Origin of the sequence: Pseudomonas sp. S49 (genome assembly GCF_009866785.1) — a bacterium.
Classification (GTDB): Bacteria; Pseudomonadota; Gammaproteobacteria; order Pseudomonadales; family Pseudomonadaceae; genus Aquipseudomonas.
Genome location: NZ_CP019432.1, coordinates 2,544,100 through 2,564,984, shown reverse-complemented (window position 1 = coordinate 2,564,984; position 20,885 = coordinate 2,544,100). Strand labels below are relative to the sequence as shown.

At 58.7% G+C, this 20,885-nt stretch carries 14 protein-coding genes; 11 read left to right on the top strand and 3 right to left on the bottom strand.

Annotated elements, in window-relative coordinates:
* Positions 1-86 precede the first annotated feature (86 nt).
* The 3 genes from PspS49_RS11365 to PspS49_RS11355 form a co-directional block, all read right to left on the bottom strand.
* Positions 87-389, bottom strand: a complete 303-nt coding sequence (locus PspS49_RS11365; protein WP_038369113.1) for a hypothetical protein — start codon at positions 387-389, stop codon at positions 87-89.
* Positions 390-1,081: 692 nt separating this feature from the next.
* On the bottom strand, positions 1,082-2,320 hold the full coding sequence (locus tag PspS49_RS11360; protein ID WP_160039324.1) for a M20/M25/M40 family metallo-hydrolase: 1,239 nt from the start codon (positions 2,318-2,320) through the stop codon (positions 1,082-1,084).
* Between the two features lie 215 nt (positions 2,321-2,535).
* On the bottom strand, positions 2,536-3,609 hold the full coding sequence (locus PspS49_RS11355) for a diguanylate cyclase (protein ID WP_160039322.1): 1,074 nt from the start codon (positions 3,607-3,609) through the stop codon (positions 2,536-2,538).
* A gap of 177 nt (positions 3,610-3,786) precedes the next feature.
* Between PspS49_RS11355 and PspS49_RS11350 the strand changes: the two genes are divergently transcribed.
* From PspS49_RS11350 to PspS49_RS11300, 11 genes are all read left to right on the top strand, one after another.
* On the top strand, positions 3,787-5,241 hold the full coding sequence (locus tag PspS49_RS11350) for an NAD(P)/FAD-dependent oxidoreductase (RefSeq protein ID WP_160039320.1): 1,455 nt from the start codon (positions 3,787-3,789) through the stop codon (positions 5,239-5,241).
* A 21-nt stretch (positions 5,242-5,262) separates the two neighbouring features.
* Positions 5,263-6,189, top strand: a complete 927-nt coding sequence (locus tag PspS49_RS11345; RefSeq protein WP_150774494.1) for an alpha/beta fold hydrolase — start codon at positions 5,263-5,265, stop codon at positions 6,187-6,189.
* A gap of 138 nt (positions 6,190-6,327) precedes the next feature.
* Positions 6,328-7,827 carry a glycolate oxidase subunit GlcD gene (glcD, locus tag PspS49_RS11340; RefSeq protein WP_160039318.1) on the top strand — a complete coding sequence of 500 codons (1,500 nt, stop codon included), beginning with the start codon at positions 6,328-6,330 and terminating at the stop codon, positions 7,825-7,827.
* Positions 7,827-8,876, top strand: coding sequence for a glycolate oxidase subunit GlcE (gene glcE, locus PspS49_RS11335; protein WP_160039316.1), 1,050 nt, complete (start codon positions 7,827-7,829; stop codon positions 8,874-8,876). The genes glcD and glcE overlap by 1 nt, the downstream gene beginning before the upstream one ends.
* Positions 8,877-8,878: 2 nt before the next feature.
* Positions 8,879-10,099: a glycolate oxidase subunit GlcF gene (gene glcF / locus PspS49_RS11330; protein ID WP_160039314.1), complete on the top strand. Its 1,221-nt coding sequence runs from the start codon at positions 8,879-8,881 to the stop codon at positions 10,097-10,099.
* Between the two features lie 88 nt (positions 10,100-10,187).
* Positions 10,188-11,567 carry a VOC family protein gene (locus PspS49_RS11325; protein ID WP_160039312.1) on the top strand — a complete coding sequence of 460 codons (1,380 nt, stop codon included), beginning with the start codon at positions 10,188-10,190 and terminating at the stop codon, positions 11,565-11,567.
* Between the two features lie 430 nt (positions 11,568-11,997).
* Positions 11,998-12,513, top strand: coding sequence for an Hcp family type VI secretion system effector (locus tag PspS49_RS11320; protein ID WP_007919523.1), 516 nt, complete (start codon positions 11,998-12,000; stop codon positions 12,511-12,513).
* A 130-nt stretch (positions 12,514-12,643) separates the two neighbouring features.
* Complete coding sequence (gene tssI, locus PspS49_RS11315; RefSeq protein ID WP_160039310.1) at positions 12,644-14,686, top strand: type VI secretion system tip protein TssI/VgrG; 2,043 nt, start codon at positions 12,644-12,646, stop codon at positions 14,684-14,686.
* Positions 14,676-15,416: a DUF4123 domain-containing protein gene (locus PspS49_RS11310; RefSeq protein ID WP_160039308.1), complete on the top strand. Its 741-nt coding sequence runs from the start codon at positions 14,676-14,678 to the stop codon at positions 15,414-15,416. The genes tssI and PspS49_RS11310 overlap by 11 nt, the downstream gene beginning before the upstream one ends.
* The gene (locus tag PspS49_RS11305) at positions 15,413-20,350 is read left to right on the top strand and encodes an RHS repeat-associated core domain-containing protein (RefSeq protein ID WP_160039306.1); all 4,938 of its coding nucleotides are present in this window, start codon (positions 15,413-15,415) and stop codon (positions 20,348-20,350) included. Before PspS49_RS11310 ends, PspS49_RS11305 begins: the two co-directional genes overlap by 4 nt.
* The gene (locus PspS49_RS11300; RefSeq protein WP_160039304.1) at positions 20,347-20,772 is read left to right on the top strand and encodes an SMI1/KNR4 family protein; all 426 of its coding nucleotides are present in this window, start codon (positions 20,347-20,349) and stop codon (positions 20,770-20,772) included. Before PspS49_RS11305 ends, PspS49_RS11300 begins: the two co-directional genes overlap by 4 nt.
* The last annotated feature ends 113 nt before the right edge of the window (positions 20,773-20,885 follow it).

Genomic DNA, 20,885 nt, shown 5'->3' with positions numbered 1-20,885 from the left:
GGTTATGCGGTTCGACATCAATTGATGGTTCAACACCAAACCCTGTGGGAGCTGGCTTGCCAGCGATGAGGCCTGCCGCTACACCGCTAAACCGGCGTCTTGTAAGCCTCCTCCCTCTGCACCGCCCGCGCCTGAATCACATTCAGAATCGCACAGCCCTCGCGCATCAACAGATGCACCGCGCTGGTCACACGCGTCAGATCACAATCGGAAATGCCCTTGAGATTGAGACTGGCAAAGGTGTCGGCCAGATCGCGCACAACCACAAACCGGTGCATCGCACAGGCGGCCATGTCGCTGAGTTCTGAGTGAGTGTTGAGGAAGAGCACCGGGGATTCGGCGTCGTAGGTGTCGATGGGGAGGAAGCGGGGCATTACTTGATCACACATTGGTATAACTCCTGTATTGAGAGAGCTACCACCAGTCGCGGCCAAACGAGGAAGGTGGCAGCCGTACGCGGGTTGGCCGACCGGATACAGGAACCGGCACACCCGAAGGTGTCCCACGCACAGCCGCCATAACACAACATCACAGACAAACATCGACTGAATATGTTGGGCAGACTGTACGTCTCTGTATCGACCGGCCAAGGTCGTTCGCGGTGTTTTTCCGCGAGCCCGAACTATAGGGGTCGATACCGAAATGCGGCAACAGGGTACGTTGTAGGAAACGTCTTGGAAAGTTGTACGCCGTCCGCGCCTTCCACTTTTCCCACAAAAGCCCCTCACCCTAGCCCTCTCCCGGAGGGAGAGGGAACTGATTGGGGGATGCTCGGGAGCTACGCCGACGTGAGAGACCGCGTTGAATGCGAATTTGCATTCAACTTGATCTGCCGGTTGCCACATGGACCAGAAACAACGCGATCAGTCCCCTCTCCCTCTGGGAGAGGGTTAGGGTGAGGGGCCGATTTATCTGGCACCCCGCCGACCTCATCACACCGCAAACCACCTCACCGCGGCTTAATGATCGTTCCCACGCTCCGCGTGGGAATGCAGCCCAGGACGCTCTGCGTCCCACACAAAGCCGAACGCGGAGCGTCCGTTGAGGCATTCCCACGCAGAGCGTGGGAACGATCACCCCTTCACCGCGGCTTGGCCAACTCCATAATCATCCGCGACAAGAGATAAATCCGCGGCGCCACGCTCGCCACTTCGGCGTATTCCTCTGGCGTGTGAATATTGCCGCCAACAATCCCGAAACCATCCAGCGTCGGCGTGCCGACCCCGGCCGACAAACTCGCATCCGCCGCACCGCCACTGCCCTCCTCGGTCAATTTGCGGCCAATCTCCCCGTAAATCCCCTGAGCCATGGCCATCAGACGATCCGACTCCGGCGTCTGCGGCATTGGTGGCAAGCCGCGCTGCAACGAAGTCTTCACTTCAGTCTCAGGAATCAATTTATCCTGCGACACCCGCGCCAGATCCTTCTCGATCCGGTCGAACTCCTCCGGCACCGCCGCGCGCACGTCAGCCTTGGCCGTGGCTTGATCGGGAATCACGTTGGTGCGGTCACCGGCCTTGAGCACGGTGAAGTTGATGGTGGTTTTCTTCGCCTCATCGCCAAGTTTGCCCAGTTGCAGAATCTGGTGCGCGGCCTCCATCGCGGCGTTGCGCCCCAGCTCCGGCGCGACACCGGCGTGCGCGGCTTTACCCTTGACCTCGACCAGCGCCGTCGCGCTGCCCTTGCGCCACACCACCAGGCCATCGGCCGGGCGGCCCGGCTCGAGGTTGAGGGTCACGTCGTGCTGTTTGGCGGTTTTCTTGATCAGGTCGGTGGCGACGTCCGAGCCGGTTTCTTCACTGGCGTCGAGCAGGAAGGTGATTTGCGCGTAGTCCTTGAAGTCGAGGTTTTTCAGGACTTTCAGCGCATAGATCCCGGCGACGATGCCGCCCTTGTCATCCATCACCCCCGGCCCGTAAGCACGGCCGTCCTTGATGTGGAACGGCCGCTCGGCCGCCGAACCTTCCTTGAACACCGTGTCCATGTGCGCCATCAGCAGGATTTTCGCCTTGCCGGTGCCTTTGAACGTGGCCAGTACATGGTTGGATTTTTCCGGCGTATTGGGCACCAGTTCGATGGTCGCGCCGAGTTTTTTCAACTCATCAATGGCGATGTCGCTGACTTGCTTGAGGCCCGGTTCATAGCCGGAACCGGAGTCGATATTGACCAGCCGCTCCAGCAATTTCAGCGCTTCTGGCTGGTATTGCTCGGCATCGGCGAGCACTTGTTTGTGCGGTTCGGCGAAGGCATGGGCAGCCGAGAAAGCGAGAGACAGGCCGAGGCTGGCGGCCAGCAGGGAGCGAGAAAATGAGAACGTCATGAAGCGATCCTTGTTTCGCGTCGGGGGGATTTAACCGTACCCGACATCGGCGCGTGGCTCTACACCGAATGCGACACTGATCTAACCGACAACACACAACCCCCTGTGGGAGCGAGCCTGCTCGCGAAGGCGTCGTGTCAGGCGATATCAATGTTGGCTGACCCAGCGCTTTCGCGAGCAGGCTCGCTCCCACAATGGATTTGTTGTGATGCGGATCAAACCGAATCCAGCAATGTCTGCCGGGGCTTGTCATCGCAATTGCAGATCACCCGATTACGCCCGCCTGCCTTGGCTTCATACAACGCCTGATCGGCATCATTGAGCCAGCGCGTCGCGTCGGCATGCGCCGGATCGTAAGCCGCCAGGCCAATACTCAAGCTGACCTTCAATGCCGGATTCTGCTCATAACCCAGAATCGCAAAACGCTCACGCAAAGCCTCCATGGCCTGCGCGGCATTGAACAGCGGCAGATCCGGCAAAATCACGCAGAACTCATCACCGCCATAACGCCCGGCAACGTCTGTCGCACGCAGGTTCTGCTTGAGCAACTTGCTCAACTGGCGCAACACGATGTCGCCCGCAACGTGGCCGTAAGTGTCGTTGATTGCCTTGAAGTGATCGATGTCGATCAACGCAATCGCTGCGCCCTGCTTCTGTCGCTTGCAGCGCTGAAAAGCGATCTCCAGTTGATCCTTCCAGGCGCCGTGGTTGAGCAGCCCGGTCAGGCTGTCGGTGCGGCTCAGGGCAAGCAATTCGCGTTTATGTCGACCGAGGGTGTAGGCCTGGCGAAAGCAAATCCAGCCCAGCGCCAGCGGGTACAACAGCAGTAACGGGAAACAGGCATACATTTGCGCAGGCGTGGTCTGCGGAACGAATGCCGGAGCAAACACCACCAGCCCGACGCCGACCCCGAGCAACTGCGCCGCAGAACCTGCCAACAGAAAACGTGAACCACCGATAGCGACGTTGTTCATCGCCATCATCGAAATGGTCGTGGCAGTCGGCAACGGATTGAAATGCATGGCGGCAAGCCAAAAGCCGCCGAAAAAGGCGTCGATCAACAGATTGCGGTGTTCTGCGTGGTAAGGAACCCGGGCGCGGCGCGCCCATTGAAACGCCAGATGCGGCCAGACCAGGCCGTTGAAGAACATCAGTGCCCAGACCCACAGCGGCGGATCGAGCGAGTACATCGACACGCTCACGCACACAAGCCCCAGAATCAACCCGAGGATGCGCGATGTATAAAGCCTCCTGGCCAATGAAAGTCCCTTTCCTCCGGTATTTCCCATAAGGACCTCGATCACGCACACCGCAGGACGGATGTGCTGGAAGTCTAACAGGGCGACGTTAAATAGCCATCACCGGCCAGCGGGCTGAATAGAGCGACATCAGGGCCACACGCCGTGCAAATATTTGGCTATACATGAAAGGAGCAAAATGGAAAAACAACTATAAGAAGGAGGCCCATGCACACCTACCACGTGTTGATCATCGGCAGCGGTTTTGGCGGTCAATGTGCTGCGGTCAACCTGCTCAAGGCCGGAATCGACGATTTTCGCCTGCTGGAGCGACGGGACTTCTTTGGCGGCACCTGGTGCCAGAACACCTACCCCGGCGCTGCGGTGGACGTGCCATCGCCGCTGTATTCGCTGTCGTTTGCGCCGTACCGCTGGTCGCAGATGTTCGCCGGACAGGCCGAACTGCAGCGCTACACCGAGCATGTCATCGAGCAGTTCGGTTTGCGTGACCGCGTGGAGCTGGAGGCCAATGTCGAGCGCGTCGAATGGGACGACACGGAAAAACGCTGGGCTGTGCACACCGCCAGCAAAGGCACCTTTTATGCGCAGTTCCTGATCAATGCCACCGGGCCATTGAGCCAACCGGTCATCCCGCACTTTCCCGGCCAGGAGCGCTTTCAAGGCAAGACGTTTCATACAAACAATTGGGATCACAGCTACGACTACCGCGCTAAACGCGTGGCCATCGTCGGCAGCGGCGCCAGTGCGGTGCAGGTGATTCCGGCGATTGCGCCGCAGGTCGAGCAACTGCACGTGTTCCAGCGCACGCCGCATTGGGTGCTGCCCCGCGCCGATCGCCAGTTCGGGCCGTTGCAACGCTGGCTGCTTGGCCGCAAACCCGCCTACAAACTGTTGCGCTGGCTGATTTACTGGCAATTCGAAACCCGGGTCATCGCGTTCAAATACTCGAAAGCGGCGATTCACATGGTCCAGCAGCACGCCCTGCGTTTTCTCAAACGCCAGGTGCCGGACCCGGCGCTGCGGGAAAAACTCACCCCGGACTTCACCATCGGCTGCAAACGGGTACTGGTTTCCAGCACGTATTACCCGGCGCTGAACCGTCCCAATGTCACCTTGCATACCCGCGAACAAGGCATCGCTTCCATCGACGAAAGCGGCATCAACACTGAGGACGGCCAACACATCGATGTTGATCTGATCGTCTGGTCGACCGGTTACGACGCCACCGACGGCGTAATTTCCTACCCGGTCAGCGGAAAAAACGCCGTGCAACTCAGAGAGGTCTGGGCGCAATACCCGCGCGCGTATCTGGGCACCAGCCTGCCGGACTTTCCCAACCTGTTTATCGTCACCGGCCCCAACACCGGCATCGGCCACACCTCGGCGCTGTTCATCATCGAGTCGCAGATGAACTACATCCTCGACTGCATTCGCACCGTGCGGGCGAAGGGTCTGCGCAGCATCGAAGTGCGCCGTGATGCGGAACGTACCTACACTGAGATGATTCATCGGGAGATGGAGCGCACGGTCTGGAAGTCCGGCGGCTGCCACAGTTGGTATCAAAGCAAGAGCGGTCATGTGATCGCGATGTTTCCCGGCTTCAGTTTCAGCTATCACCGCTTGACCCGAGCGCTGAAACCGGCCGACCACATTCTGTCCTGAACACGTAAAAGGAAGACGTCGATGCTTTTGCTGTTTGTCGCCCTCGCGGTTTTCGTGGCCTGGAGCTGGTTGAGTTATCCGGCGGTCGGTCATTGGCTGTACGACCTGAACATGGCCATCGAGGCCAAGTTGTACAAATTGCACAAGATCGAAGTGCCGATCGCCGAGATGACCGTCTCGACCTGGCAGGGCGGGCCGTACGAAGCGGCCAGCGCGATTCTGATGCTGCATGGCTACAGCGCCGACAAGAACCTGTGGCTGCGCTTTTCCCGGCACTTTGTGCGCCAGTATCGGGTGATCATCCCGGACCTTGCCGGCCATGGTGAAACCGGCTTCAAGGCGGGCGGCGGCTACGACATTCCGTTGCAGGCCAAACGCATGATCCAGTTGCTCGACGTCTGCGGCGTGGAGAAAGTCCATGTGATCGGCAACTCGATGGGCGGCTACATTGCCGCGTGGCTGGCGGCGACTTATCCCGACCGCATCGCCTCGGTGGCGCTGATCGACCCGGCGGGCGTCACCGCGCCCGAGGTCAGCGACATGGAGCGGCATCTGGCGCGCGGGCATAACCCGTTTCTGATCAATTCCCGGGAGGAGTTTCGCCGGTTTTATGCAATGACCATGGAATCGCCGCCGTGGGTACCGAACCTGGTGCTGGACGCCATCGCCCAGCGCTACGAACAACAACGCGACGAACTGGAGGAAATCTTCCGCGATTTTCGCGCCAGCCCGCCGATGGAGCCGAAACTCGCCGACATCAAATGCCCGGCGCTGTTGCTCTGGGGCCGCAAGGATCGGCTGATCGATGTCAGCAGCGTGCCGGTCTGGAGCAAGGGCATCGCCAATTTGCGCGTGGATGTCTGGGATCACGTCGGGCACATGCCGATGGTTGAACAGCCGGGGAATACGGCAGAGCTTTATCGCGAGTTTTTGGGAAGCCAGAGATGACAACGCGCCCGGCCCCTGATCGTTCCCACGCTCTGCGTGGTAATGCCTCAAGGGACGCTCCGCGTCCAGTGACGCGGAGCGTCACGGGCTGCATTCCTACGCAGAGCGTGGGAACGATCAGCAAGGGGTAAGCCTGAGATGAATATTCTTTATGACGAACGCCTCGACGGTCCATTGCCGCAGGTGAACAAGGCCGAATTCCTCAAGGCATTGCAGCAAACGCTGCCAGACCTCGACATCTTGTGGCGAGACGAAGAACTCAAACCCTACGAATGCGACGGTCTCTCCGCCTACCGCACCACGCCGATGCTGGTCGCCCTGCCCCGTCGACTCGAGCAGGTGCAAACCCTGCTCAAACTCTGCCATCAACAAAACGTCCCAGTGGTTGCCCGTGGCGCCGGCACCGGCTTGTCCGGCGGCGCCTTGCCGCTGGAACAGGGCCTGCTGCTGGTGATGGCGCGCTTCAACAATATCCTGCACATCGACCCCGCCGCCCGCACCGCGCGGGTTCAACCGGGGGTGCGCAATCTGGCGATCTCTCAGGCAGCCGCGCCTTTCGGTCTGTATTACGCGCCGGATCCGTCCTCGCAAATCGCCTGCTCGATCGGCGGCAACGTCGCCGAAAACGCTGGCGGCGTGCATTGCCTCAAGTACGGATTGACCGTGCACAACCTGCTGAAAATCGAAGTGCTGACCATCGAAGGCGAACGCCTGACCCTCGGTTCGGATGCGCTCGATTCAGCCGGTTTCGATCTGCTCGCGTTGTTCACCGGTTCCGAAGGCCTGCTGGGGATCATCACCGAAGTCACGGTCAAGCTGCTGCCCAAACCGCAAGTCGCAAAAGTCCTGCTGGCCAGTTTCGACTCCGTGGAAAAGGCTGGCCGCGCGGTCGCCGAAATCATCGCGGCGGGGATCATTCCCGGCGGGCTGGAGATGATGGACAACCTCGCCATTCGCGCCGCTGAAGACTTTATCCACGCCGGTTACCCGGTCGATGCCGAGGCGATTCTGCTGTGCGAACTCGATGGCGTCGAAGCCGATGTCCACGACGATTGCCAACGGGTGCGCGAGGTCATGACCGCGGCCGGCGCCACCGAAGTGCGTCAGGCCCGCGACGAAGCCGAGCGCGTGCGCTTCTGGGCCGGGCGCAAAAATGCTTTCCCGGCCATCGGCCGTCTATCACCTGACTATTACTGCATGGACGGCACCATCCCGCGCCGCGAATTGCCCGGTGTACTGCAAAGCATCGCCCGACTCAGCGACGAATACGGTTTGCGCGTGGCCAACGTGTTCCATGCCGGCGACGGCAACATGCACCCGTTGATTCTGTTCGACGCCAATCAACCCGGCGAATTGCACCGCGCCGAAGCCTTGGGCGGCAAGATCCTTGAACTGTGCGTGCAGGTCGGCGGCAGCATCACCGGCGAACACGGCGTCGGTCGCGAGAAAATCAACCAGATGTGCGCGCAGTTCAACAGCGACGAACTTAGCCTGTTCCATGCCGTAAAAGCCGCGTTCGACCCGCAAGGCCTGCTCAACCCCGGCAAGAACATTCCGACCCTGCACCGCTGCGCCGAATTTGGCGCGATGCACATTCACGCCGGGCAATTGCCATTCCCCGAACTGGAGCGCTTCTGATGGCCGATGTCGACGCCGCCAGCGCCCTGCTCGATCAGGTCAACGAGGCGCGGGCGAATGCCACGCCGCTGAAGATTCAGGGTGGCAACAGCAAAGCGTTTCTCGGCCGCGAGGTCGCCGGCGAAGTGCTCGACACCCGCGCCCACTGCGGCATCGTCCGTTACGAGCCGACCGAACTGGTGGTCACGGCGCGCGCCGGTACACCGTTGTCCGAACTGCTGGCGGCGCTGGATGCCGCCGGACAAATGCTGCCGTGCGAACCGCCGGCATTCGGTGAAGGCGCCACCGTCGGCGGCATGATCGCCACGGGGTTGTCCGGGCCTCGGCGGCCATGGTCGGGCTCGGTGCGCGACTTCGTCCTTGGCACGCGGGTGATCACTGGCCTTGGTCAGCACCTGCGTTTCGGCGGCGAAGTGATGAAAAACGTCGCCGGTTATGACCTGTCGCGGCTGATGGCCGGCAGCTACGGCTGCCTCGGTGTACTCACCGAAGTCTCGCTGAAAGTGCTGCCGAAACCGCGCCAGTGCCTGAGCATTCGCCTCGATATGGAATGCGTGCGGGCACTGACCAGGCTTGCCGAATGGGGTCAGCAACCGCTGCCAATCAGTGCCGCCTGCCACGATGGCCAGAGTCTGTATCTGCGTCTCGAGGGCGGCGAAGGTTCGGTGACGGCGGCGCATCAACGCCTTGGTGGTGAGCCGCTGGACTCAGGGTTCTGGCGCGATCTGAATGAGCAGCGTCTAGGGTTTTTCAACGAAGGTCTGCCGCTGTGGCGCTTGTCGTTGCCGAACAATCTCGGGCCACTGGATCTGCCCGGCGAGCAACTGATCGACTGGGCCGGTGCACAACGCTGGCTGAAATCCGACGTTGAGCACATGCATATTCTCGCTCAGGAACTCGGCGGCCATGCCACCTGCTTCACCCACGGCGCCAGCTCTTCGCCGTTCCAGCCGCTGGCCTGGACACTGCTGCGCTATCACCGCCAACTCAAAGCGCAACTCGACCCGCAAGGGCTGTTCAACCCCGGGCGCATGTACGCGGAGTTTTAGTCATGCAAACCACCCTCAGCGAACAATCGCGACAACTGCCACGCGCCGCCGAGGCAGAAAAGATTCTGCGCACCTGCGTGCATTGCGGCTTTTGCAACGCGACCTGCCCGACCTATCAGTTGCTCGGTGATGAACTCGATGGCCCGCGCGGGCGCATCTACCTGATCAAGCAAGTGCTCGAAGGCGCACCCGCGACGGCGCAGACGCAACTGCACCTGGACCGCTGCCTGTCGTGCCGCAACTGCGAAACCACCTGCCCGTCCGGCGTCGACTATCACAACCTGCTCGACATTGGCCGCGCGGTGGTCGATCAAGCGGTGCCGCGTCCGGCAGCTCAGCGCCTGTTGCGCGAAGGTTTGCGCGCATTGGCGCCGAATCCGGGGTTGTTCAAAGGCTTGCTGCGCATGGGCACGACGTTTCGGCCGCTGTTGCCGCGTTTGCTTGAAAGCAAACTTCCGCGGCACTTGCCGCTTTCCGGTTTGCGCCCCGCCCCGCGCCATGCCCGGCGAGTGTTGTTATTGGAAGGCTGCGTGCAACCGGGTTTGTCGCCGAACACCAATGACGCCACGGCGCGGGTGCTGGATCGCTTGGGCATAAGTGTCACGCCGGTGGCCGAGGCCGGGTGTTGCGGCGCGCTGGACTATCACCTCGACGCGCAAGCCAAAGGCCTCGACCGCGCCCGGCAAAACATCGACGCCTGGTGGCCGCACCTGCAAAACGGTGCCGAAGCGATTGTGCAGACCGCCAGCGGTTGCGGCGCATTCATCAAGGATTACGGGCATTTGCTGGCAGACGATCCGCTGTATGCGGCCAAGGCCCGGGAAATTAGCGAGCGGACGCTGGATCTGGTGCAGATACTCGCGCAGGAACCGCTCGAACAGATCTGCGCCGCCACTGAACGGCGGATTGCCGTGCATTGCCCTTGCACCTTGCAGCATGCGTTGAAACTGGGCGGTGCAGTGGAAGCCGTGCTGACGCGCCTGGGTTTCAATCTTACCGCCGTGCCCGACGGCCATTTGTGCTGCGGCTCGGCGGGTACGTATTCGTTGACGCAACCGGTGCTGGCCCGGCGACTGCGCGACAACCGCCTCAATGCGCTGGAGAGCGGCCGCCCTGAGCTGATCGTCACTTCCAACGTCGGCTGCCAGAGCCATCTGGCCAGTGCCGGACGCACGCGGGTGATGCACTGGATCGAACTGGTGGATCAGTCGTTGGCAGAATGAAGTTCGTAGGATTCTTCGTTTGCCCGCGTGCGAGAAGGCTGCGATCTTTTCCCTCATCCATTCCGTGACCGTGGCAGGAATTTTTTTCATGACCGTGCAGCCGTTCGTCAGCCCCGACCTGATCCGCCAACACTTCTCCAAAGCGATGTCCGACATGTACCGCGAAGAAGTGCCGCTGTACGGCGCGCTGATGGAGTTGGTGGAACAAACCAATCACGAAGTGCTTGCACGTCAGCCAGACATCGCCCGGCAACTCGACAGCACCGGCGAAATCCAACGGTTGGACATGGAGCGTCATGGCGCCATTCGCGTCGGCACCGCGACGGAACTGGCCACCCTCGCCCGCCTGTTTGCGGTGATGGGCATGCAACCGGTGGGTTATTACGACCTGACCCCGGCGGGCGTGCCGGTGCACTCCACAGCGTTTCGCGCGGTGCATGAAGAGGCGCTGCAAGTCAGCCCTTTTCGGGTGTTTACGTCGCTGTTGCGCCTCGAGTTGATTGAGGATGCGCAACTGCGCGCCTTTGCCGAATCAGTGCTGGCCAAGCGTTCGATCTTTACCTCGGAGGCGTTGCGCCTGATCGCGCAAGCTGAAAACGCGGGTGGACTGAGTGAAAGTGAGGCCGATGCATTCGTCTTACAGGCACTGGAAACTTTTCGCTGGCATCACAGCGCCACGGTGACCGCTGCGCAATATCAGACGTTGAGCGCGCAACATCGCTTGATCGCCGACGTCGTGGCGTTCAAAGGCCCGCACATCAATCACCTGACGCCACGCACGCTGGACATCGACCGCGTCCAGGAGCAAATGCCAGCCCATGGCATCACCCCGAAAGCGGTCATCGAAGGCCCGCCGCGCCGGCAATGCCCGATCCTCTTGCGCCAGACCAGTTTCAAGGCGCTGGACGAGCCGATTGCCTTCACCGATCAAAGCGTGACCCGTGGCAGTCACAGCGCGCGTTTCGGCGAAATCGAACAGCGCGGCGCGGCACTCACGCCCAAAGGCAGGGCGCTGTATGACCGCTTGCTGAATGCCGCACGCGATGAACTCGGCGACTTCCCCAACGAAGCCAACGCCGTACGTTACAACGCGCTGATGGCTCAGCACTTTGGCGAATTCCCTGACAGTGTCGAGGGTATGCGAGAACAAGGGTTGGCGTACTTTCGCTATTTCGCCACGGAAAAAGGTCTCGCTGCTGTAGGGCTTGGACAGTCGTCACTGGAGGACTTGTTGCGCGATGGTTATGTGAAAGCGGAACCGTTGGTGTACGAAGATTTCCTGCCGGTGAGTGCGGCAGGGATTTTTCAGTCGAACCTTGGCGACGCGGCGCAGGCGCATTATGGCGAGCATTCCAATCGGCAGACCTTCGAGCAGGCGCTGGGGCGCGCGACCATTGATGAGTTGGGGTTGTATGCGGCGACGCAGCGGCGTTCGATCAATGAGTGTCTGACCCAACTTACGCGTTGAAAAATCAAAAGATCGCAGCCTTCGGCAGCTCCTACATTTGGAATGCATTTCCCCTGTAGGAGCTGTCGCAGGCTGCGATCTTTTGATCTAAAAGTTTTAAGCAGCCGCCTCGACCAAACAATGGCGCGTGGCCATTGTGCGCAAGAAGTTGCGCACTTGTTTTGCAAAATCGACCGGAAAAACCTCTGAAAGCACCGTGGTACAAGGCCTGCAGCCAAGTGCGCAAGAAGTTGCGCAGTACTGCGCAACTTCTTGCGCACTTTTGCCTTGGATGGCCGCTCTATTTCGCACGTCCATCGGAAAAACCGGGCAAACACCCCGGCCCGTATGGCCGCCACAATTGTTGGCACGCTCCTTGATAACAGTCAGGCACCCACCGGGCGATTTCGCCTCCCGGGCACCTTAAATTATTCCGCAAGGAGAGCACCCCATGGCAACACCAGCGTACATGTCGGTTACCGGCGAAAAACAAGGCCTGATCACTGCAGGCGCTTTCACCGCTGACTCCGTAGGCAACACCTACCAGGAAGGCCACGAAGACCAGGTTATGGTTCAGGCTTTCAGCCACGACGTGATCATCCCGCGTGACCCACAATCCGGTCAGCCAACCGGTCAGCGCGTTCACAAGCCAGTTGTGATCACCAAGGTCTACGACAAGGCTTCGCCTCTGCTGCAAGCTGCTCTGACCTCCGGCGAGCGCATGAGCGAAATCGTTATCCAGTGGTTCCGTACTTCTGCTCAAGGCACCCAAGAGCACTACTACACCACCAAACTGGAAGACGCGATCATCGTCGCCATCAACAACAAAATGCACAACTGCCAGGATCCAGGCAACTCGCACTTCACCCACCTGGAAGAAGTGCAGTTCACCTACCGTAAAATCACCTGGACCCACGAAGTATCCGGTACTTCGGGTTCCGATGACTGGCGTGCTCCAGTCGTTTAATTACGGCTGATCGTTACAAGCATCGGCCAGCTCTGCTGGTCGATGTTGTTTTCGCCCTCCAGAATTTCGCGTAAGTTGAGCCGTTTTGCGGTCGTCGACGTACGCCGCTGTACAGCACGAGGAACAAGGGATGTTCGCGCCGGCCAATGAAACCCACTTTGCTCTGACCATCGAAGGTCTTTCTGCTGACTTTCAGGTATTCACCCTGCAAGGTCGCGAAGCCATCAGCCAGCCTTTTGTGTTCGAGGTGGAGCTGGTCAGTGAGCAGCCGTCGCTGGACCTCGAAACCCTGCTGCACAAACCGGCCTTCCTGCAGCTGTCGCCCGACGGCAGCGGCATTCACGGCCAGATCTACCGCGCCGCGCAAGGCGATTCCGGCAAACGCCTGACCCGTTATTCGGTGACCCTGCGCCCGCAACTGTCCTACCTGGCGCATCGCGTCAACCAGCGCATCTTCCAGAACCTCAGCGTGCCGAAAATCATCGGTATGGTCCTCGAAGAGCACGGTATTCAAAGCAACGCCTACGAATTCAAGACCGGTTCGATTTATCCCGAGCGCATCTACTGCGTGCAATACGATGAATCGGACCTGCATTTCATCCAGCGCCTGTGCGAGGAAGAAGGTATCCACTACCACTTCGAGCACACGGCGACGGCGCACAAACTGGTATTCGGCGATGACCAGACGGTGTTCCCGAAACTCAAGCCTGTGGCCTATCAGCAAGACTCCGGCATGGTCGCCAGCGACCCGGTGATCAAGCGCTTCGACCTGCGCCTGGAAACCCGCACCAGCCGCACCACCCGTCGCGATTACGACTTCGAAAAACCACGCCTCACCCTCGAAAGCGAAAACCGTGGCGACGCCCTGCCCGACCTCGAAGACTACGATTACCCCGGTCGTTTCATCGACCGCGAACGCGGCAAACACCTGGCCAAACGCGCCCTCGAACGTCACCGCAGCGACTTCCAGCTCGCCGAAGGCAAGAGCGATCAACCGTTGCTGGTCAGCGGCCACTTCCTCGCCCTGACCGCGCACCCGAAAGCCAAATGGAACGACCTCTGGTTACTGACCGAAGTCCTCCACGAAGGCAAGCAGCCGCAAGTCCTCGAAGAGTCGGTGACCAGTGACACCACCGCGCTGAAAGACGATTTCCACCAGGGCTATCGCAACCGCTTCCAGGCCACGCCGTGGGACGTGCCGAACCGCCCGCCCCTGCGCCATCCAAAACCGCGCATCCTCGGCAGCCAAAGTGCCGTGGTCACCGGCCCGAAAGGCGAAGAGATCCATTGCGACGAGTACGGCCGCGTCAAAGTGCAATTCCACTGGGACCGCGAAGGCCAGGCCGACGACAAGACCAGCTGCTGGCTGCGCGTCTCCAGCGCCTGGGCCGGCGCCCAGTACGGCGGCATCGCCATCCCGCGTATCGGCATGGAAGTGCTGGTCACCTTCCTTGAAGGCGATCCCGATCAACCGCTGATCAGCGGCTGCCTGTACCACAAGGAAAACACCGTCCCGTATGAGCTGCCGGCGAACAAGACCCGCAGCACCTTCAAGACCCTGAGTTCGATGGGCGGTGGCGGCTACAACGAACTGCGCATCGAAGACAAAAAAGGTCAGGAACAGATCTACCTGCACGCCCAGCGCGACTGGGATGAAAACGTCGAGCACGACCAGAAAATCCGCGTCGGCAACGAACGCCACGACACCGTCGAAAAGAACAGCTACAGCGAGTTCAAGGCCGAAGAACACCACACCGTCTACGCCGACCGCAAAGTCGAAGCGCGCGCCAACGACCACCTGACCGTGGGCGTCAATCAGCACATCAAGATCGGTACTGGCCAGTTCATCGACGCCGGCCAGGAAATCCACCTCAGCAGCGGCATGAAAGTGGTGATGGAAGCCGGTGCAGAGCTGACCCTGATCGGCGGCGGCAGCTTCATCAAGATCGACGCCGGCGGCGTGACCCTGAGCGGCCCGGTGATCAACATGAACTCCGGCGGCAGCCCCGGCAGCGGCACCGGCGCCGCCCCGCTGATGCCCGGCATCCTGAAACAGGCCGACGCCGACAAGGCCGGCCAGGTCCTGACCCCGGCCCAGATCAACACCCTCAAACGCAACGCGCCATTCTGCGAAGAATGCGAAAAATGCAAGGCAGGTGCCTGTGCCATCTGATCGAATTACGCCTAAGGATTGGCTGGCGCAACAGCCGTTGCAGACTGGTGAGCGTTTGTATCTGGTGATCAGTGCGGCGAGTGATTCCGAGCCGCTCAAGCCTTTCTATCAGCAAGATGCCGCACCACAACTGCAGCCGATATGGGGTGGAACACCTTACGCCGATTGGCTTCCTGTAATGCCGTATCTCGCCGAGATCAGCCCCAATGCCAGTTTTCTGCAATGGATTACTGAAACCGATGCATTGGATTGGGGTTGGCTAGCGGTATCCACCAGCGCGCCGGAAACGGTGCTGGAGCATTTGCGCAGCCTGACTCAGGTAAAAATGCCGGACGCCACTGAGGTGTTTTTCAGGTTCTGGGATGGTCGACATTTTCATCCGATCATCGAAGGGTTAGGGGCTACAGCAGGTGAATTGCTGCCGGTGTTCCAACGCTACCTGATTAACGGACAGACGCTCGATGTCGGCAGAAGAGCGGTACCTCCCGCAAAAGAGTGGCCCTGGTGGGAGATCCCCCAAACGCTTTTGGATGCTCTCGCGAAAAAGGACCACACCACCGTCGTTGAAAACCTGATGCAGTGGCTATCCGAAGATTGCCCTGAGTTGTACTTCGAATTCCCCGAAGCCAACTTGCGCAGAAAGGTTGAGCGCTTCGTGCGCCAGAACCCAAACACAGAAGAGATGGCAGAGCGTCTCGCCGCAGAGCTGACAAAGGAAGTCACGTCATGAATACCCCGATTGGTACCCTGGTCCTGCGTGTGCTGGACGCCAAAACACCTGACGTGAGCTTGATCCTCAAAGACTTCAAAAACTGCCTGAGTGATTACAAGGAATGGGCAGACGGTTTCTGGACTGGCTGGGCGCTGGACGTCGACCAGACCTTCAAGGTCGGCAACGAAGTCAGCATTACCGAACGGAAAACCGAAACAGGTGCGGTGAAGACCTATGCCACTTGCCCGTTGGTAGGTGATTTCACGCTGATTCATATGTTCGAGTCGGCGCGCTTTGTGCCGATTGGCAACACTCCAGTCAAACTGGAACCGGTCACCAAGGGTACCTTTTACGATGACGTTACCGGTCCGGTCATCGAAACCATGATCGGACCCAGCGGCATCAAAGTGATCGAGGGGGCCAAGAGAGGTCAGACTTACCGCATCACTTTTTTCCCCAACGTATCCCAGAGCGACGTCAAGGCGCTCTATGACTCCTATCAAGGCGTTATCGGCAAGCTTGATGGCTGGTTGCAGAGCGAATGGTCGAGCAAGTTCAAGCCGCAATGGGCCAGTTACTCTGCAGCGGATCGTGCCGGGCGTTCGGTAATTTTGCTCAAACGAGCCTTGGACGGTTTCGAAGAAGCGCTGCTGCGGCTGTGGGACGACATCAAAAGCCTTTTCGACCTGCTCGCCAATCCAAAGAAAAACTACGAAAAACTTAAAAAGTATCTGTCGGATATTGAGATCGACAAGCTTTACGCTGCTTCCAAGGAGTCGATTGCTTCAGGGCTGTTGATCCTCAGCGACGAACCGCTGATGTTCATCTACGTTTCCGCCATTGTCGCTTGGGTCGGAATGCTGCCGCCGCAGGTTGTTGTCGACGTGATGACTGCCATTGCCTCGGAATTCCTGATCAACGTACTGGTGGGTATCTGTCTAACAGGTGGCGCCGGGCTGGCCGTGAGAGCGGGCACCAAAGTCCTCTCCACCGTCAAATCCGGAGAAGCCATCAAGTATCTTGAAGACCTTGCGTCGACCTTGATGACACTCAGCAACAAACACGCCCTGCCCGCCCACGCGGAAGTATCGAAGCCAATCATCGCCAGTGCCAAGAATGTGCCGATGAAGCCTGCCAAAACCGCAGCGCTGAAAATCGATGAAGCTACCACTGAAGCGCCAAAGGCTGGCTCGCGCAAGGCTGAACCCAAAAGCCAACTAGAGGGACTGTCTCCCGCAAAACAACTGCCTAAAACTGCAGATACTCCGAAACAGGAAGTCAAAGACGCCTCTTCGTTCCCAAGGGACAAGAAAAAGAACCAATCCACTTTGCAACCTGAAGAAAAAGTCGACGACGTTCCCGATCAGTCCAAGACGCCCGATGACAAAAGCGCCACCTGCGCGAAGAAGACCTGTACGAACGGCTGCCCGGTCTCGATGGTCACCGGTGAAGAGCTGCTAACCATTACCGACGGTGAACTCGGCGGCCTGCTGCCATTCAGCTGGACTCGTCTCTACCGAACCAGCGCGGCTGAAATCGACTGCGGTCTAGGTTATGGATGGAGTCACGCCCTCGCTCAGCGGGTGGACATCAATGGCGACGAGGTCGTGTGGACCGATCACGAAAACCGGGTCACCACTTTTCCGCTGCCCAGCGTACAGCGCCCGGCAATCACCAATAGCCTTTCGGAAGCAGCCATATTCATTGGCGACGATCCGTCCGAACTCGTACTGACTCAAGCCGGCGAAAAGCCGCAGTTCTATCACTTCCGCTTCAACAGCAAAGGCGCGACGTTGATCGCCATCAGCGACAACTACGACAATCGCCTGCACATCACCCGTGACATCCATGGTCGAATCAAGCGCGTGGATAACGGGGCTGGTCGTGCATTGCTTGTGCGGTACGACCGCAAGCATATTGTCGCCATCGACTATCAGCAGTTTATTCCAGCGGACAATCTCGAAGACGCCTGGAACACCGTTCAGACGCTGACCACCTATGAGTACGATGCTCAACACCGGTTGATCAAAGCCACAAACGCTCTGGGAGAGTCCGAGCGTTATGCCTACAACGAACAGAACGTCATTCTTGAGCGGCAGCTCGCCGGAGGAGCAAGCTTCTACTGGGAGTGGGAAAAGGAAGGCAAGTCCGCACGTTGCATCCATCACTGGGCCAGTTTCTCTCAGATGGATGCGCACTATGCGTGGGATGACAAAGGCAGCGTCACCGTTACCAATGCCGATGGCAGCGAAGAGATCTATACCCACGACGACAAGGCGCGACTCGTCGCCAAAGTTGATCCGGACGGTGCCGAGCACTTAAAAGCCTATGACGACAAAGGCCGACTGATCGCCGAAAAAGACCCGATGGGGGCGGTCACTGAATATCAGTACAACGAGGCCGGCCGTTTGATCGCGGTGATCCCGCCAGAAGACGCGCCGACCACCTACGAGTACTACAAGGGCTTCGTCCGTGTGGTGAATCGCGGTACCGCCAAATGGATCTACTGGCGTAACGACCAGGGTGACATCACTGAGCAAGTCGACCCGGACGGCAACTCAACGCATTACACCTACGATCGCCAAGGACGCCTGCTGGAGATCCGCCATCCCGACGGCAGCCGCCACCAATTGGGCTGGAACAATCTCGGCCAATTGCTGGAGGAGCGCCTGCCGGACGGCGGCCAGCGCAAGTACCGCTACGATGCGCTCGGTCGCCAGATCACACGTCAGGCTGAAACGGGTGCGATCACCCACTACCAGTGGGATGCTGCTAACCGTCTGGCACAGATCACCCTGCCCGGCGGCGCTACCCGTGCCTTCACCTACAACCCATACGGCCGCGTCACTGCTGAACGCGACGAACTGGGGCGCATCACCCGCTATGAGTACGCCGACAATCTCCATCTGGTCAGCCGTCGTATCAATCCGGACGGCAGCCAGCTGCGCTATCGCTACGACAACGCACGCCTGCTGCTCACCGACATCGAAAACGAACGCGGCGAACATTATCAACTCGATTACTACTCAAATGGGCTGATCCAGCAGGAAACCGGTTTTGACGGGCGTCGTACCGCTTACGAGTACGACCTCAACGGCAAACTGCTGAAGAAAACCGAATACGGTGACGACGGCAGTGAGCTGGTGACCGAGTACCAGCGCGACGCCTCTGGCCGCTTGCTGGTCAAAACCCTCGCTGATGGCGAAGAAATCCATTACAGCTACGATGCTTTGGGTCGCTTGGTAAACGTTGACGACGGCCACTGGCCCCTCGCCTATGAGTACGACGTACAAGATCGCCTGATCACTGAGCACCAAGGTTGGGGCACCACGCGGTACGAGTACGACAGCGTCGGCCAACTCAATCACTGCCGCCTGCCGGATGGCAGCACACTCGATTACCGCCACTTGTCCGGCGGTCGGCTGAGCAGCATCGACCTCAACGGGTCGCGCCTGACTACGCATCAGTTCGACGCTGGCCGCGAACAACAGCGTCAACAAGGCGTGCTGCTTAGCCAATACCAGTACGACGAACAAGGAAGGCTTCAAGCGCACACCGTAGGTCAGCAGGATCGCAACCTGTTCCAGCGCCGCTACGCCTACGATGCAAACGGCAACCTGGCCGGCATCGATGACAGCCGCAAAGGAAACCGCAGCTACCACTACGACCCACTGGATCGTCTGGTCAGCGTTCGCGGCGCCACTCCCGAAACCTTCGCTCATGACCCGGCCGGCAACTTGCTCGGCCAAAGCGATCTGCCCGCCGCGAACCTCGCCAACGTCAAAGGTAATCGCCTGCTTATGCAAGGCGACCGACATTACGACTACGACGCCTACGGCAATCTGGCCCGGGAACGCCGTGGTACCGGACAGCAACTGGTCACCGAATACCGCTACGACTGCCAGCATCGCTTGATTGGCGTCTCGCTGCCCGGTGGTAGCACCGCAAGCTACAAGTACGACGCCTTTGGTCGTCGCATTGAGAAGACCGTCGATGGTCAGACCACTGAATTTCTGTGGCAAGGCGAACGCCTGATTGCCGAGAGCGCTGAAAATCGCTACCGCACCTACATCTACGAGCCAGGCAGCTTCCGCCCATTGGCAATGCTCGACGGCGAAGGCCCCGTCAAGGCAACCCCGTACTATTTCCAACTTGACCACCTCGGCACACCTCAAGAACTCACCGACTACAGCGGCGAAATCATGTGGTCGGCGAAATACCGTGCCTATGGCAATCTGGCCACCTTGGACATCGCCGAAATCGACAACCCTCTGCGCTTCCAGGGTCAGTATTTCGATGCCGAGACGGGATTACATTACAACCGGCACCGCTATTACAATCCCAGCACCGGACGGTTTTTGACACCGGATCCGATCAAGCTTGCGGGTGGATTGAACAACTATCAGTATGTGCCTAACCCTACGGGGTGGGTGGATCCGTTGGGGCTCGATAATTGCCCAGAGGGTAATGGGTGCAAGCCTCCAAGTGGACTTGAGGCACCAGAAAATGGCGCAAAGGTCAGCGAAGGCGCTCCTGATGTCCCTGGACCCGAGAGTGGTAAAAATCCAAAGTTCTTTAAAACCGAAACCACATGGAAAGCAAGCGGTAAAGGCACCGGTAACGAATATAAGGTTTTCCAACAGGATATTGACTGGGATTTAGAGCACAAGGGCATGTCGAACTTAGACAGAGCAAAAGAAGGCGGTGCCCCTTACATAATGAAAGATGGGGTTCCTCAACAGCTACAGCTCCATCACTCAAGGCAGAACGGAAAGGGACCGCTTTTTGAGTTGAGTCGCAAGACACACCTTACGACTCTCAAAGGTAAAGGCCGGGAAGCGGTTCATCCCTATGGCCACAATCAACATCCAGATGAGCCTGTAAACAGGGAACTCTTCAAGAAAGAAGTCCCGCAATATTGGAAAGACCGCGCAGCGGAGGCCGCTAAATGATACCGACCAAATTAAAATTACTAATTGAAAATCAGCCGGGCAATACCCTTCGAACAGACAAGCAATCAGTTACAGAGGCTTTAAAACAGCTAAACATAGACATAAATAGCGAACTCGCAGAGTTTTTTTTAAACTACACAATAACTTTTTTTAAAAGCAGTTCTTCTGATGAAGAATTGTGTGACATCGCCGATCCAAGCAACGAAATCGAAATCGGAACAAATTTCATCCACGAAGTATGGGAGCTACCGGAAAACCTTGTCTGCCTCACCAACATTCAAGGCGAAGGTTGTTACTTGTATGACATAAATAGCGGCGAAGTTTTAGACTTCAGCCTTGCTAACCGAGATGATTTTCTAGCTGGTAAAATACAGCAAAAATGGGCTAGCTTCTTTGAGTTTTTGATTTGGTACTTATCTTAACCTCACACCATTAAAAACCTTTAAAAAAGGAGCGAACCAAACGAATAAAAAGACCAAAAGGGGGACAGATTTATTTTCTACAAACTGAAAATAAATCTGTCCCCCTTTTCTGC

Bases quoted from the DNA above. Each gene is read 5' to 3' on its own strand.
- PspS49_RS11365 (WP_038369113.1), bottom strand. From the start codon at position 389: ATGTGTGATCAAGTAATGCCCCGCTTCCTCCCCATCGACACCTACGAC.
- PspS49_RS11360 (WP_160039324.1), bottom strand. From the start codon at position 2,320: ATGACGTTCTCATTTTCTCGCTCCCTGCTGGCCGCCAGCCTCGGCCTG.
- PspS49_RS11355 (WP_160039322.1), bottom strand. From the start codon at position 3,609: ATGGGAAATACCGGAGGAAAGGGACTTTCATTGGCCAGGAGGCTTTAT.
- PspS49_RS11350 (WP_160039320.1), top strand. From the start codon at position 3,787: ATGCACACCTACCACGTGTTGATCATCGGCAGCGGTTTTGGCGGTCAA.
- PspS49_RS11345 (WP_150774494.1), top strand. From the start codon at position 5,263: ATGCTTTTGCTGTTTGTCGCCCTCGCGGTTTTCGTGGCCTGGAGCTGG.
- glcD (WP_160039318.1), top strand. From the start codon at position 6,328: ATGAATATTCTTTATGACGAACGCCTCGACGGTCCATTGCCGCAGGTG.
- glcE (WP_160039316.1), top strand. From the start codon at position 7,827: ATGGCCGATGTCGACGCCGCCAGCGCCCTGCTCGATCAGGTCAACGAG.
- glcF (WP_160039314.1), top strand. From the start codon at position 8,879: ATGCAAACCACCCTCAGCGAACAATCGCGACAACTGCCACGCGCCGCC.
- PspS49_RS11325 (WP_160039312.1), top strand. From the start codon at position 10,188: ATGACCGTGCAGCCGTTCGTCAGCCCCGACCTGATCCGCCAACACTTC.
- PspS49_RS11320 (WP_007919523.1), top strand. From the start codon at position 11,998: ATGGCAACACCAGCGTACATGTCGGTTACCGGCGAAAAACAAGGCCTG.
- tssI (WP_160039310.1), top strand. From the start codon at position 12,644: ATGTTCGCGCCGGCCAATGAAACCCACTTTGCTCTGACCATCGAAGGT.
- PspS49_RS11305 (WP_160039306.1), top strand. From the start codon at position 15,413: ATGAATACCCCGATTGGTACCCTGGTCCTGCGTGTGCTGGACGCCAAA.
- PspS49_RS11300 (WP_160039304.1), top strand. From the start codon at position 20,347: ATGATACCGACCAAATTAAAATTACTAATTGAAAATCAGCCGGGCAAT.